12 protein-coding genes are annotated in these 12598 nt (G+C 65.7%); 3 read left to right on the top strand and 9 right to left on the bottom strand.

Annotation, left to right across the window (positions count from 1 at the left end; genetic code table 11):
- Positions 1-226: 226 nt before the first annotated feature.
- Entirely contained in the window at positions 227-937 is a 711-nt protein-coding gene (locus AAFN84_RS13565) for a hypothetical protein (RefSeq protein ID WP_347515072.1), read from the bottom strand.
- A complete protein-coding gene (locus AAFN84_RS13560; RefSeq protein ID WP_347515071.1) occupies positions 934-1452 on the bottom strand; it encodes an RNA polymerase sigma factor in 519 nt (172 codons plus the stop codon). Before AAFN84_RS13560 ends, AAFN84_RS13565 begins: the two co-directional genes overlap by 4 nt.
- Positions 1453-1586: 134 nt before the next feature.
- Here AAFN84_RS13560 and AAFN84_RS13555 point away from each other — a divergent pair, with 134 nt between their 5' ends.
- The 3 genes from AAFN84_RS13555 to AAFN84_RS13545 all read left to right on the top strand — a co-directional run bounded on the left by AAFN84_RS13555 (position 1587) and on the right by AAFN84_RS13545 (position 4633).
- Positions 1587-2939: a S8 family serine peptidase gene (locus tag AAFN84_RS13555; RefSeq protein ID WP_347515070.1), complete on the top strand. Its 1353-nt coding sequence runs from the start codon at positions 1587-1589 to the stop codon at positions 2937-2939.
- 76 nt (positions 2940-3015) lie between these two features.
- On the top strand, positions 3016-3357 hold the full coding sequence (locus AAFN84_RS13550; RefSeq protein ID WP_347515069.1) for a hypothetical protein: 342 nt from the start codon (positions 3016-3018) through the stop codon (positions 3355-3357).
- Between the two features lie 52 nt (positions 3358-3409).
- Positions 3410-4633: a PqqD family protein gene (locus AAFN84_RS13545; protein WP_347515068.1), complete on the top strand. Its 1224-nt coding sequence runs from the start codon at positions 3410-3412 to the stop codon at positions 4631-4633.
- Positions 4634-4654: 21 nt separating this feature from the next.
- Here AAFN84_RS13545 and AAFN84_RS13540 read toward each other — a convergent pair whose 3' ends face one another.
- From AAFN84_RS13540 to atzF, 7 genes are all read right to left on the bottom strand, one after another.
- Positions 4655-6094 (bottom strand): phospholipase D-like domain-containing protein, encoded by a 1440-nt coding sequence (locus AAFN84_RS13540; protein WP_347515067.1) that lies wholly within the window; start codon positions 6092-6094, stop codon positions 4655-4657.
- Positions 6095-6323: 229 nt separating this feature from the next.
- On the bottom strand, positions 6324-7184 hold the full coding sequence (locus AAFN84_RS13535) for an alpha/beta hydrolase (protein ID WP_347515066.1): 861 nt from the start codon (positions 7182-7184) through the stop codon (positions 6324-6326).
- Positions 7150-8052, bottom strand: a complete 903-nt coding sequence (locus AAFN84_RS13530) for a polysaccharide deacetylase family protein (RefSeq protein ID WP_347515065.1) — start codon at positions 8050-8052, stop codon at positions 7150-7152. Before AAFN84_RS13530 ends, AAFN84_RS13535 begins: the two co-directional genes overlap by 35 nt.
- Positions 8049-8828, bottom strand: a complete 780-nt coding sequence (locus AAFN84_RS13525; protein ID WP_347515064.1) for an ABC transporter ATP-binding protein — start codon at positions 8826-8828, stop codon at positions 8049-8051. The genes AAFN84_RS13530 and AAFN84_RS13525 overlap by 4 nt, the downstream gene beginning before the upstream one ends.
- The gene (locus AAFN84_RS13520; RefSeq protein WP_347515063.1) at positions 8821-9672 is read right to left on the bottom strand and encodes an ABC transporter permease; all 852 of its coding nucleotides are present in this window, start codon (positions 9670-9672) and stop codon (positions 8821-8823) included. The genes AAFN84_RS13525 and AAFN84_RS13520 overlap by 8 nt, the downstream gene beginning before the upstream one ends.
- A complete protein-coding gene (locus AAFN84_RS13515) occupies positions 9669-10631 on the bottom strand; it encodes an NrtA/SsuA/CpmA family ABC transporter substrate-binding protein (RefSeq protein ID WP_347515062.1) in 963 nt (320 codons plus the stop codon). Before AAFN84_RS13515 ends, AAFN84_RS13520 begins: the two co-directional genes overlap by 4 nt.
- Complete coding sequence (gene atzF / locus AAFN84_RS13510; RefSeq protein ID WP_347515061.1) at positions 10628-12502, bottom strand: allophanate hydrolase; 1875 nt, start codon at positions 12500-12502, stop codon at positions 10628-10630. The genes AAFN84_RS13515 and atzF overlap by 4 nt, the downstream gene beginning before the upstream one ends.
- Positions 12503-12598 lie beyond the last annotated feature (96 nt).

Genomic DNA, 12598 nt, shown 5'->3' with positions numbered 1-12598 from the left:
GTCAAACCCAAACGAGTGTCGCTCACGCGGCTCTCTAGATTTCTCCCAACTCCGCAAACAAAAGACACAAGCTCTCTCGTCGCCAGCAGCGTCGCCGCCGTCGTTGGTGAGGCGTATATAGGCGACGGTGTCTCAAAGGGTCAAGCGGAAAAATGACAGCCATCGAAGTTTTTTTGATGCCGCACCCACGGCCCTGTAGGGTTCGGACAAAGCGTCGACGCCGCGCTCAGTCGCTCAGGGCACGTTCCTCATCCGGCGTCAGCGGCGCTGACGCTTCGAGCGCGTCGAGATAGGCATCGATGCTGCCCAGCGCGGCCTCCGACGCGGGAACGTAACCTCCATCGCCGCCGCTGCCCCGCGCCACGATCACGTCCAGGGTCCAGCCGCCACCGCGATCGCAACCGACCCCCGCAAGCGAAGTGGCCGCGCCGTCTAGATCGAAGCTGCGGCACACACCGCCCTCCACGCGATACGTGCCGAGTGTCTCCAGCAGGGCGCGCTCATTGCCAAGCGCAACCTCGCTGCTCTCGCCGGATATCGTACCGCCAAGCGCCCGGGCGATCGCCATGCGCCCCAGCGGGTCGACCGCATCCCCGCCGCCGCTTCCGCCGGCCACATAGAAGCCGACGCCGAATGCCACCGCGATGCTGGCTGCCAGGGGCAAAGCTGCGAGCCAGCGGCGCGGGCGGGCAAAGGGCACGACCGTGGCCGGCCCGCTCTGTCCCAGCAAAGACTTGAGAAGGAACTCCGGCACCTGCTCGTCGCGCGCGCTGCCGAACGCCTCGCGCGCCAGCCGCCGACTGGCGCGAAATGTCTCGGCGCGCGCGGCAAGCGTGGTATCGTCGGCAAGGATGCGTTCGATCGCGGTCGCGTTTGCGGCGTCCAACTCGCCATCGACATAGGCCATCAGCATTTCGTCGCTCACCTTTTGGGTCATTCTTCGCCTCCGAGCCTGGTTGCCCGATCGTCACTATCCATCGCTGCCACGAGGGCGGCACGCGCGCGCGACAGGCGGCTCATCACCGTGCCTATCGGCAGTTCGAGCATCTCGGCTGCATCGCGGTAGCTGAGGTCCTCGACGCAGACCAGCATCAGGACCGTGCGTTGATCGTCCGGCAAGGCATCGACCAGCGTGCGTACGGCGGCCAGCGTGAGCCTGGCCTCGATGCGCCGCACGCCGTCCTCGACCGGCAGTTCATGGGCGACCGCCTCGTCGTCCACCTGCACCTCCGGCCGCCCGCGACGCACGGTGTCGATCCAGTGGTTGCGCATGATGCGAAACAGCCACGCGTCCAGCCGGGTGCCGGGCGTCCAGCCGTCGCTGTTGCGCAGCGCCTTCTCGCATGTCGCCTGCACCAGATCGTCGGCGGCGTCGCGTGAACGGGCAAGCGTACGCGCCAGGCCCCTCAGCCTCGGCAGCAACGCGACGATCCTCAAGCCGAATTCGCTCATTCCACCTCACTGGCTCATAAACGTCGCGGTGGCAGCGTCTATTCCACAATGGGCATGGAATTTTTGTCGTCGATGCCGATACTGGGAATAAGGACCCCGCCCCTGCGTTAGGACGACAACGAGAAAGGTGCAAGATGACCGACGATGGCAAGCTCCCTGACCCCGGCAGGCGGCGCATGCTGCGCCGGCTCGGCATCGCCGCCGGCATGGCATACGCGGCTCCCGTCCTGTTGCGGCTCGGCATGGCCCGCGCCTCAGGCAGCGGTGGAGGAAGCGGCGGCGGCGGTGGACATGGCGGCGGTCACGGGACGGGAAGCGCCAGCTTCTCGCGTCCGCGTGCTGCCAGGCGCCAGGCGCCGCCACCACCACCGCCGGAAATCCTCGTCGCAACGCCGGCACCTGCGGACCTCGATCTGATCGCTGCGCAGGGCTATGGGCTGATCGCACGGGACGGCGTGGCTGCGATCGGCGTTCAGATCGGCCGGTTTTCGTTGCCGGGCGGGCGCACAATCGATGAAGCCAGGACGGAAATCCTGCAACTGGTCCCGGCGGCGGTTTTCGATCTCAATCACATCTACCGGACAAGCGAACTGGCCTGTTCACCAGATGGCTGCGCGGCTTTCGACATGATTGGCTGGGCGCCAATGACGCCGGCCTGCGAGGCGGCGATCACGATCGGCATGATCGATACCGGCATCAATGTCGACCACGACGCGCTGTTTGGAGCGGACATCCGCTATGCCTCGGTGATCGGGGCACAGAGACGTGCCTCGTCGAAGATGCACGGCACGGCGATCGCGGTCCTGCTGGCCGGCCGCGCAGATTCGCGGACGCCCGGCCTTCTGGCAGGGACGCGGCTGCTGGCGATCGAGGCATTCCACGCCGATCGCGGCGGCCGCGACGCCGCGGACGCCTTCGATCTGGTGCGCGCGCTCGACCGGCTCGCCGCCAGCGATGCAAAGGTGATCAACCTGAGCTTCGCCGGGCCCGCGAACGTCGTGCTGGAACGCATGGTGGGGGAGATGCTCCGCCGTGACATCGTGCTGGTGGCTGCGGCCGGCAATGACGGGCCTAATGCGGATCCCCTCTTCCCGGCTTCCTACCGGGGCGTGGTTGCCGTCACGGCGGTCGACAGCCGTTCCGGTGCATACCGGCAGGCGGCGGCAGGCGAGCAGATCGACTTTGCCGCCCCGGGGGTGAGGCTATGGACCGCTGCATCGATCAGCGGTGGCCGCTTCCGGTCCGGCACCTCCTACGCGGCACCCTTCGTCACTGCGGCCGCCGCCACGGCGCGGGCGGCAGACCCGGCGGCGCGGCGTCGACAGATCGTCGAGCGCCTCGCGGCAGGCGCCACGGACCTGGGCCCGACAGGGCGGGACGAGACCTATGGCTGGGGCCTGATCCAGGCGCCGGGAGCCTGTGACGGGCAGCAGCGCGCAATTCCTGCGGGCGGGCTCGGAGGAAAAAATCGTCCCGGCAGGGAATAAAGCCATGGCGCCCATCGTTTGTCTCTTGAAGGCCTCGCTGTGAGGCCTGCCAACGACCAAACGAGAGGAGATTGCAATGTCGATCGAAAAGATGAAGCAGGCGACGATTTCCCGGCGCAACATGCTTGCCAAGCTCGGCCTCGTGGCGGGCGCGGCCTACGCGGCACCGGTTCTGCTGAAACTGAGCGACGCACGCGCTTCCGGCGGTAGCGGTGGTGGAAGCGGCGGCAGCGGCGGTGGCAGCGGCGGCGGCGGTGGTGGCCACGGCGGTGGTAGCGGCGGACATGGCAGCGGCGGTCGCGGAAGCGGTGGTCGTGGCAGCGGTGGCCGGGGCAGCGGCGGCCGGGGCGGCTGGGGCGGACGCGGAAGCGGTGGCGCTTTCAGTGGCGGACGATCCAACCGCCGCAACTTTAGCTGATTGACGGACACGGCGCGGGTGCATCAGCATCCGCGCCGCAATGGAGGCGCGGATGCGGCTACGTTTCGATGGATTGAACGCCACGGTGGATGTTCCCGACCGGGCCGATTTCATCGATGCGCTGCGGGCCACTGCGGTAGACTGGCCCTTCACGGTCACGGAGGATGCGGCCGAACCCGCCGGCCGGATCAGCTTTTCCGACAACGGCTATTTCATTCACCTGTTTGGCGAAGATCCCATCCCGGCGACCCCCGTGGGAGCGGCGTGCAGCCTCGTGGTCAGTCTTGCCGAGGCGCTGGTAATCGAAAATCCGCAGCGCCTGTGTTTCCATGGCGGCGCGGTCCGGTTCGGTGATCGGCTCGTGGTGATGCCGGCCCGCGCACGCGCCGGCAAGAGCACGATGATCGCGCGTCTTGCTGCCGCCGGGCACACGGTCTTCGGCGACGACATCCTGCCGCTCGACGAGAAGGGCAACGGCGTGGCGCTCGGTGTCGCGCCGCGACTACGCCTGCCGCTGCCGGCCTGCGCGTCCGCCCAGTTGCGCGACTTCGTCGCGGCCCATGCCGGACCTGCCGATCATCGCTATCATTACCTCGCTTTGCCCGGTGAACAGCTCGCGCCGCGCGGCACGGCCGCGCCCTTGGGAGCGATCCTGCTCCTTGACCGCCGCAGCGCCGGACCGGCAACGATTCACGGAGCGCCCGGGCACGTCGCATTGAAGCTTCTGGCCCGCCAGAGCGTTATGCGCACCGACGATACGAGAGCGTTGCTCGCCCAGATGCACGGGATGATCCAGGGCCTGCCGCTTTACGTTTTGGGTTATTCCGATCTCGAGGACGGGGCGCAGCTTCTGCAGCGCACCTTCGCCTCCTGGGATGTACCGATCAACGCCCCGCCCGTTCAGGAAGAGGCCGCGTTGATGGGCCGGCTGCTGGCGCCGGACCATGACGGCGACGCCAGCGGCGGACGCGACGAGCTTGCCGGCTATCGCCCCGACCTGCGGGTCGTCGCCAATCCGGTCGTGTCGCTCCATAAGTCACGCGGTGAAGCGTTTCTGGCGGGCACTGGCGAGACTGCCGGCATCTACCATCTCAATCCCGTCGGCACAGCCATCTGGAATCTCCTGGGCGAGCCGACGGATGAGGTCGAGGTAAGCGATCTGCTTGCCTCGGCGTTTCCCGATGTCGATCGTGAGGTGATTTCGAACGATGTCGCGGCGTTGTTCCGCGACCTCTATCGTTCCGGCTTCCTCATCGAGGCCGTTGTGGCTGGCTGATGCCGGCCCGCCGCCCGACCCTCAGCGAAAGATGCCCAAGAGCCGTTTTGACCAGGAAGGCGGTGCTTCCGGATCGAAAAGGTCGTTTTCGGCGAGAGCCTCCTCGATGCCTGCCGGCTCGTCCGGTTCATAGGGCACGAGTGTCCGACCCTTGCCCCGAAGGCTTTCGATGGCCGCGATCAGCGATCCATGTTCCCGGACGAGCGCACCGACTTCGGCCGGCTTTCTCCCAAGATGCTCTGTCAGTAGGTCGTCCCGGATCGCGGTGATGGTGTCCCTGATGCCCTGGACGCCTTTGCGTCCGGCCTGCGCCTCGACGATCAGGTCGCATTCCGTATCGAAGCCCATCGACCGGTTGTTGAAGTTCGACGAGCCGACACGCAGCAATCGATCGTCCACCACCGTTATCTTTGCATGAACATAGATCGGCTCGCCCTCGCGCGTGACCGGCGTGTAGATGCGAAAGCGATCGTGAATGTCAGCCTCCCGCACCAGCTTGAGCAGCCGATAGCGGGCCGTATCCATCGTCACCGCTTCGAGGAAGCCGTCCGCCGATTCAGGGTTCACGATCACGATCTCGGGCCCACTCTTCTCCTTCAGCCGTGCTGCCATGGCCTCCGCGATGCACCGCGCGGCAAAATACTGGCTTTCGCAATAGATCGTGTGTTTTGCGGACGCGATTGCGTTGAGGTAGAACGCCTCGATCTCGCGCACCGCCTTGCGATCCTCGAATTCGGGGATCGTGCGCGCGATCGCTACGTCGACGTCGCTCAAGGTCGGCTCCAGCGATGCGGGCCAGATCGAAGGTCGGTCGGGCGGCGGCTCGAGTTTCTCGCCACTGGCCCAGAGCCAGCGCTCTCGCGCCAGGTCGCCCAGTGCCTTCGCCACGTCCCCTGTGACGATCGTCGACGCGTCGTGCCAAGGACCGTATCGCCGGCCGCTCGGGCGGCGACGGCGGGGATCGTTGTCCTTGTGCTCGCGCGTGTCCCAGCGATCGGCGGTCATGTCGATGCCGCCGCAAAAGGCCAGGATGTCGTCGATGACCACGATCTTCTGGTGGTGCGCCGCTGCCTTCGGATGAGCGCCATCGAGCTTGAAGTGGATGCGGTTGCTGGTCATCCAGTCGAGAATTGCCAGCGGCGTCGTTCCGCGTCCCAGCGACTGGATCGCGCCGAGATCCCATTTCAGCACGTAGACCTGCAGGTCCGGGCGGCTCTTGTCGATCCATCGCAGGAACGTGCCGAGCTTGTTGGGTCCGTCGAGCGTTGATCCCTCGGGCTCGAACTTTATGCGCGTGTCGAAGTCCCAGCCGATCAGGTATACGGTGTGTCGGGCCTCGAGGATCGCCTCCTTGACTGCCTTGAAATAGGCCTCCGCATCGATGATCAGGCCAAGACGATCCGCCCGCGCGATGCGCCAGCAGTTGCGTCCTTCGTCAAGGACCTCAGAGGGGGACGACACGGCTGTCTCCCTCGAACGGGCAAGAATCTGCGTCCGACATTGGTCAATGGGTGATCAGAAGATCAGCATCAGGATGCCGATCACCACGATCAGCCCGACAATGAAGATGAACCCAATCGTTCCGCCGATGAATTTGAGCATGTTGCTTTCCCTCATGAACACATTCTTCGAACGCGCAGCACGAGCGATGGTTTCCGGCATAGATCGAAATGTGGTCGCGGCGCCTGCGCTAGGCGGCGAACGCGGCGACCTCGCGTGCCAGCCGGCCTCCCGGTGATGCCAGATCTTCGAGGATCGTAAAATGGTTCCTGCCGGGCAGCACCAGCAACGCGCCATCCAGCCCCGATGCCGTCCACGCCGCCGAGTGCTCGCTGGACTGGCGCTGCAGTTCCGGCAGTTCGGCGCCGCCGCACGCCACCACAAGTCGGCCCGCGCGCGACGGGATGGTCAGCAGCGGGCTGAGGGCCGAAGCATCCTCCCGCGACAGGCCGACCTTGTCGTTCAGGACGCCGAGCCTTATCGGCTCCAGATCGAAGATGCCGGAGATCGCCAGGCCGGCATCGACTTCCGGCATGGCCATGGCGCATGCTGCCAGATGTCCGCCCGCCGACCAGCCGGAGACGATCAGCCGACCGGTCGCGATCCCCATCTCCGGCCCGTATCTGCGTAGCCATCTCAGCACGGTACGGACTTCGTCGACGATCTCCGCGAGCGTCGCGTCTGGCGCAAGCGTATATCCGGGCACCGCAACGTCGACGCCTGCTGCGAGAGGCCCCTGCGCCATGCACGAAAAGACGTCCTTGGAATTGCGTTGCCAGTAGCCGCCATGGATGAAGACGAGCAGCGGCGCGTTGCGGCGCCCACAGGGAAAGATGTCCACAACGTTGCGCGGCCGTGGACCATAGACCAGGTCGATGAGTTCGGGCTGCGATGCGCGCAGGATGGCGCTGCGCCGCGCCCAATCGGCCAACAGCTCCGCGCTGTCGCGCACTGCGCCGCTGTTGTCGTAGGCAATGTCGAGTTCGGCGCGGCTCATGCCACGCCACACGGGTGCGTCAGGCAGGGTCGCCAGTTGTGAGATACCAGTCATGAATCTGCGTTCCCTGCCAGAAGTGAATATCCGTGCGCGCCAGCATCGCGTCCAGCAGGCGCTCCAAGATGCCGATCCGGTGCGGCACGCCGCTGATATAGGGGTGGATCGCGAAACTCATGACCTTGGCTCCGCCCAAGGGCCCTGGCGCCGTCGCCTCCGCTGCAAGCCGATCGAGCTGCGCCAGCGCGCGCTCCTCGAACTCCTGTCCCCGGTGATGCTGGATCATCATCATCGGGATGTCGTTTATCTCCACCGTATAGGGCAGCGAAAGCAGCTCGCCATGCGCGGTCGCGATCCGGCAGGGCCGATCGTCCACAACCCAATCGCCGACATAGCGGATTCCGGCCCTGGCGAGCATATCCGGGGTTTCGAGCGTCTCCGTCAGCCCCGGCCCCAACCATCCGACCGGCGGCGTGCCGGTGAAATCGGCGATGGCAGCCACAGTACGCTCGATCATTGCCGCCTGATCGGGTTCCTTGTGGGTCGGCACCTGGACGAAGCCATGACCCATGAACTCCCAGCCAGCATCCCGGGCAGCACCAGCCACGCGCGGATAGTCCCGGCACACCGATCCGTTGATCGACAGCGTCGGGCGGATTCCGCGCGAGGTGAAGGCCTCCATCAGGCGCCAGAAGCCGACCCGCATGCCGTATTCGTGCCACGCCCAGTTGGCGAGGTCCGGCTGCAGCGCCGCGCCCGTCGGCGCCACAAGCACCTGACGCGGCATCGGGTTCTCGATCAGCCAGTTCTCGACATTGACGATCGGCCACACCGCGACCGCCTTGCCGTCCGGCAGCGCGATGCGCGGCCGGTCGATCGCGGCGGTGTAGGGCAGGCGTTGCGTCGGTTGCAGCGCTTCGCTCACGCGGCAACCTTGGCATGATGGCTGTGCAGCTTGGTCGAAAGCGAGCGGCGCAGCTCATTGAAGTCGCTGGCCGACACGTCGCGCGGCCGCGGCAGCTCGATGGTGATGTCATTGTCGATGCGGCCGGGTCCCGGCGACATCACGATGACGCGCCCTGACAGGAAGATGGCTTCCTCGATGGAATGGGTGACGAACAGAACGGTCAGTTTCGTGCGTTCCCACAATTCCAGAAGCTCGTCCTGCAGCCTCTCCCGGGTCATCGCGTCAAGCGCACCGAAGGGCTCGTCCATCAGCACGATCTCCGCCTCGTTGGCCAGAACGCGGGCGATCGCGACGCGCTGCTTCATGCCGCCGGAAAGCTGATGCGGGTAGACGTCCGCAAAACGCCCGAGCCCGACGAGATCGATGAAGTGCGACACCGTCTCCTTCACTTCTCGCGCCGGCCGGCCGCGCGACGTGGGGCCGAAGCCGATATTGTCGCGCACCGTCAGCCAGGGAAACAGGCCGTAATCCTGAAAGACCATGCCCCGCGTAGGGTCGGGTCCGTTGATCGGCATGCCCCACATCAACGCCTCGCCAGTGCTCGCCGGCTCAAAGCCGGCGACGATCCGCAGCAGTGTGGACTTGCCGCAGCCGGACGCGCCGATGAGGCAGACGAACTCGCCCCGGGCCACTTCCAGGTTCGCGCCGCGCAGCGCCTCGATGTGACGATCCTGGACGTCGAACGTCTTGCCGACATTGCGCAGCGACAGGATGGGATTTGCGGGACTAGACATGGTTGGGGTTCCACGAAAGTAGACGTCGCCCGACCATCAGGATGATCCGGTCGGAAATGAATCCGGCGATGCCGATGGCGATCATGCCGCAGATGACGATTTCCGTGCGTGATAGCTGCCGCGCCTCCATGATGATCGCGCCGAGGCCGGTCGACACGCCGGTCATCTCGCCGATCACGATGATCATCCAGGCAAAGCCAAGGCCCAGGCGCAGGCCGGTGAAGATCGCCGGCAGGGCAGCGGGCAGCACCACCTTCGCGAACTGCGCCGACCCGGTGCAGCCGAGCATGCTTGCCGCCTCGAAGAGGCGCGGTTCGACCGACCGCACGCCAAAGACCGTGTTGATGAGGATCGGATAGAAGGCGCCAAGAAAGACCAGAAAGATCGCGGATTTCGGCCCGATGCCGAAAATGATCATTGCCAGCGGCAGCCATGCCGTGACGGGGATCGGCCGCAGGATCTGCAGCATCGGATCGAACATCTGCCGCACGGTCGGAATGCGGCCGATCATCAGTCCGAGCGGCAATGCGACGATCACCGCGAGGATGAAGCCGCCATAGACGCGCGATACCGACGCAACGACATGCGACAGCAGGGTCGCGCTGAAGAAGTCGTCCCGTATGCCGCCGAATGCGAGGTCGTAGAAGGCGAGTGCCACCTGCGAGGGTGGCGGGATCAGGCTGTAGGCCTTTCCGGCGGTGGCAAGATGCCATCCTATCAGGAGTGCGGCGGGCAGGATGAGCGCCAGCGCCGGCTCGCGCAGCCGCCTCCCCTCGAAGACCGTGCGCCTTCGAGGGGGAGATGCAGCACCGCGTGTGGTCGCCTGGTCCGCCACCGCGCTCATGCCCGTTGCTTCAATTCTTCGACGAAGCGGGTGTCGAACAGTGTGGCGAAATCGGGCAACGCCTGGATCTGCTTCAGTTCGAGCATGTGCTGGGCATAGGTCTTGGACTGCGTCAGCTCGGTCTCGCCGAAATACCATGTCAGCTCGACGTTCGGTGCGGAGAGTTCGATCGCCTCGCGCTGCTGTCCGAGCTTCATCACTGCCATTTCGACCAGCTCGCTGGGATTGGCCATGGCGAATTCGGAGGCCTGACGGTGAATGTCGAGGATGACGCTGGTGATCTCGGGGCGCTCGGCGAGCGTGTCGCGATGCGCGCCGAAGATCATGTTCAGGGCGCCCATCTCGGTCCCGTACGGGTATTCGACGATCTTGCCGACGCCCGAGGCGAGGCTGACGCCCGGTGCCGGTTCTGCGCCGACATAGGCGTCGATGTCGCCGCGTGCCAGGGCAAGGTGCATTTCGCTGAACGAGATGCGCAGCGGCGTGATGTCGGCAATCGACATGCCTTCCATGCGCAGGCGTTCGAGGATGAATACTTCCTGCGTCGAGCCCGGCCAGATGGCCACGCGCTTGCCCTTGAGGTCAGCGATCGATTCGATGTCGCTGTCCTTGCCGGCGACGACGCCCATGCCCTTGTTGCACGCGCCGCCGATCACCACGATCGGCTCGCCCGCCGCAGCCCCCAGCGTGGCCGCCGCGATGCCGAACATGCCGAAATCGACGGATTTGGTCACCACGGCGTTCTTGCCTTCGGTAGGGCTTTCGAACGGAATCACCTCCACCGTGTAACCTTCGGGGGTGAACTGCTCGTAGAAATGCGGCGCGATGGAGTGAATGAGCTTGAGCGCACCCATGCGGATGGTCGTGTTCGACTGCGCCTTTACATAAGGCATCGGCAGGAAGGTCGCGGAAGCGGTGGTAGCGGCAGTGGCGGCGAGAAATTTGCGTCGGTTCATCATGGCCTGGTCTCCCGAGTGTTGATCAATGGGGCATGCACGTTCTGGTTGGCGGGGTTTGCGGAGGCGAGATATGTGCGCCATCCGCCGAATGCGGTTATGTCGGCGGCATCGGCGAGCGCATGGCTCTCGCAGATGAAGCCCTTGACGACGCTGCCGTCGTCGAGTTCGAGCGACCCGATCCCGAGTGGCGGCGGTATCAGCGCGACGAAGCTGCCGAATTCGCTCAGTGGCACGTCCCACAGTTCGATCTCGATCAGCCCGGCGCCGCCGTCGCGCTGCAGGCCGGGCTTTGGCGGGCTCGAATTCGGCAAGGCGTAGAGGCTGTAGCCGCCCGCGGTGCGCGCGGTCTTGACGAACGATGCGCGGCGGCCGGTGAGCTGGCCGTTGAGCGGCTGGCCGCGAAGATGGGCGCCGACGACGGCAAGCCGCACATGCTCCGTCTTGTCTCCCCGCTGGACCGGGGCGGCGGCCTCAAGCTGCATCGCCGTGTCGCCGAGCCGCGCCTCCCGGTCAGCGCGGTGCAACCGGTCGCCGATCATCGCCAGCATGCCGTCGCTGAAGGCCGGTCCGATCAGCGTGACGCCGACCGGCAGGCCCGCGCTGGTCCAGCCCGCCGGGACCGATATCGCGGCCAGATCGAGCAGATTGACGAAATTGGTGAAGAGCCCAAGCCGGGAATTCAGCGCGATCGGTGCGTCGAGCATTGCCGCGATCGTCGGATGGTCCGGCGCGGTCGGCACGACGATCACGTCGATGTCGGCCAGTATCGCGTCGGTCCGCAGCATCAGTTCGGCAAGCCTGTACTGCGCCTCGAAGCCGTCGACGGCGGAATAGTTCGCGCCGGACAGCACGATCTCGCGCACCACGGGATGAATGTCGTGCGGCCGCGCCTGTGCGAAATCCTTGATGGCGGCGAGCCGCTCGGCCACCCAGGGACCCGCATAAAGCAGCGATGCGACCTCCTCGAAGGGTGCGTAGTCGATGTGTACGGCTTCACCTCCCTGCATTTCGAGCGTCGCGGCGGCCGCCAGGTAGCGTCCAGCCACCTCGGGCGCGCAACGCGCAAGGACCTCATCGCCCAGCATTCCAAAACGGAAACGGGGGGGCGCATTAGCATCCAGCGCCTGAGGCGCGGCTCGGGAATAGGGGTCCTGCGCATCAGGCGCCGAGGCCGCGCGCAGCACGGTCATCGCATCCTGGGCGCTTCCGGCGAGGATCGACACGCAGTCGAGCGTGCGGCAGGCCGGGACCACACCCCGCGCGCTGATCAGTCCCCTGCTCGGCTTGAGGCCGACGATGTTGTTGAAGCCCGCCGGCACGCGGCCGGAACCCGCCGTATCGGTCCCCAGCGCGAATGGCACGAGCCCCTGCGCCACGGCGACCGCCGACCCCGAGCTCGAACCGCCCGAGACATATCCGTCGTCGAAGACGCAGGAGGGAATACCATAGGGCGATCGCGAGCCGTTCAGCCCGGTCGCGAACTGGTCGAGATTGGTCTTGCCGACCGGGATGGCGCCGGCGTCGATCAACCGCTGCACCACGAAGGCGGAATCATCCGGCGTATAGGCAAATTCCGGACAGGCTGCCGTCGTCTCCATGCCGGCAACGTCGATATTGTCTTTCACTGCGAAGGGTATGCCGAAGAGCGGCTGCTCGACCCCCGCATCGAGGCGCTCTTTGGCGCGTTCCAGCAGCGCGTGCGCCTTGTCGCGCGCCATCACCGAAATCCAGACTGGACGCTCGCCGCTTGCCGCGATGGCGTCGAACACAGCGTCCAGATCCACTGCCGCGTCCCGTCCTGCCACGTAGGCATCAACGCGGGCGCCGATGTCGGCGAAGTCCGTGATGGCGGGGGATCTGCTGCTGGACAAGACAGGCCTCGGCGTTTGCTGCTTCCGGCCAGAGACTATCAATGCGGGCGTTGCCGTCTATTGCTTGTTTTTGATCGGCATGTTGCAATCTGAGCA

Origin of the sequence: Mesorhizobium sp. CAU 1741 (assembly GCF_039839275.1) — a bacterium.
Classification (GTDB): Bacteria; Pseudomonadota; Alphaproteobacteria; order Rhizobiales; family Rhizobiaceae; genus Aerobium.
The sequence above is the reverse complement of the archived record's forward strand: the minus strand, read 5'-3'. Positions and strand labels throughout refer to the sequence as shown.

Coding starts and splice junctions, on each gene's coding strand:
- AAFN84_RS13520 (WP_347515063.1), bottom strand. CDS start 9,672: ATGAGCGCGGTGGCGGACCAGGCGACCACACGCGGTGCTGCATCTCCC.
- AAFN84_RS13550 (WP_347515069.1), top strand. CDS start 3,016: ATGTCGATCGAAAAGATGAAGCAGGCGACGATTTCCCGGCGCAACATG.
- AAFN84_RS13560 (WP_347515071.1), bottom strand. CDS start 1,452: ATGAGCGAATTCGGCTTGAGGATCGTCGCGTTGCTGCCGAGGCTGAGG.
- AAFN84_RS13525 (WP_347515064.1), bottom strand. CDS start 8,828: ATGTCTAGTCCCGCAAATCCCATCCTGTCGCTGCGCAATGTCGGCAAG.
- AAFN84_RS13515 (WP_347515062.1), bottom strand. CDS start 10,631: ATGATGAACCGACGCAAATTTCTCGCCGCCACTGCCGCTACCACCGCT.
- AAFN84_RS13535 (WP_347515066.1), bottom strand. CDS start 7,184: ATGACTGGTATCTCACAACTGGCGACCCTGCCTGACGCACCCGTGTGG.
- AAFN84_RS13555 (WP_347515070.1), top strand. CDS start 1,587: ATGACCGACGATGGCAAGCTCCCTGACCCCGGCAGGCGGCGCATGCTG.
- AAFN84_RS13565 (WP_347515072.1), bottom strand. CDS start 937: ATGACCCAAAAGGTGAGCGACGAAATGCTGATGGCCTATGTCGATGGC.
- AAFN84_RS13545 (WP_347515068.1), top strand. CDS start 3,410: ATGCGGCTACGTTTCGATGGATTGAACGCCACGGTGGATGTTCCCGAC.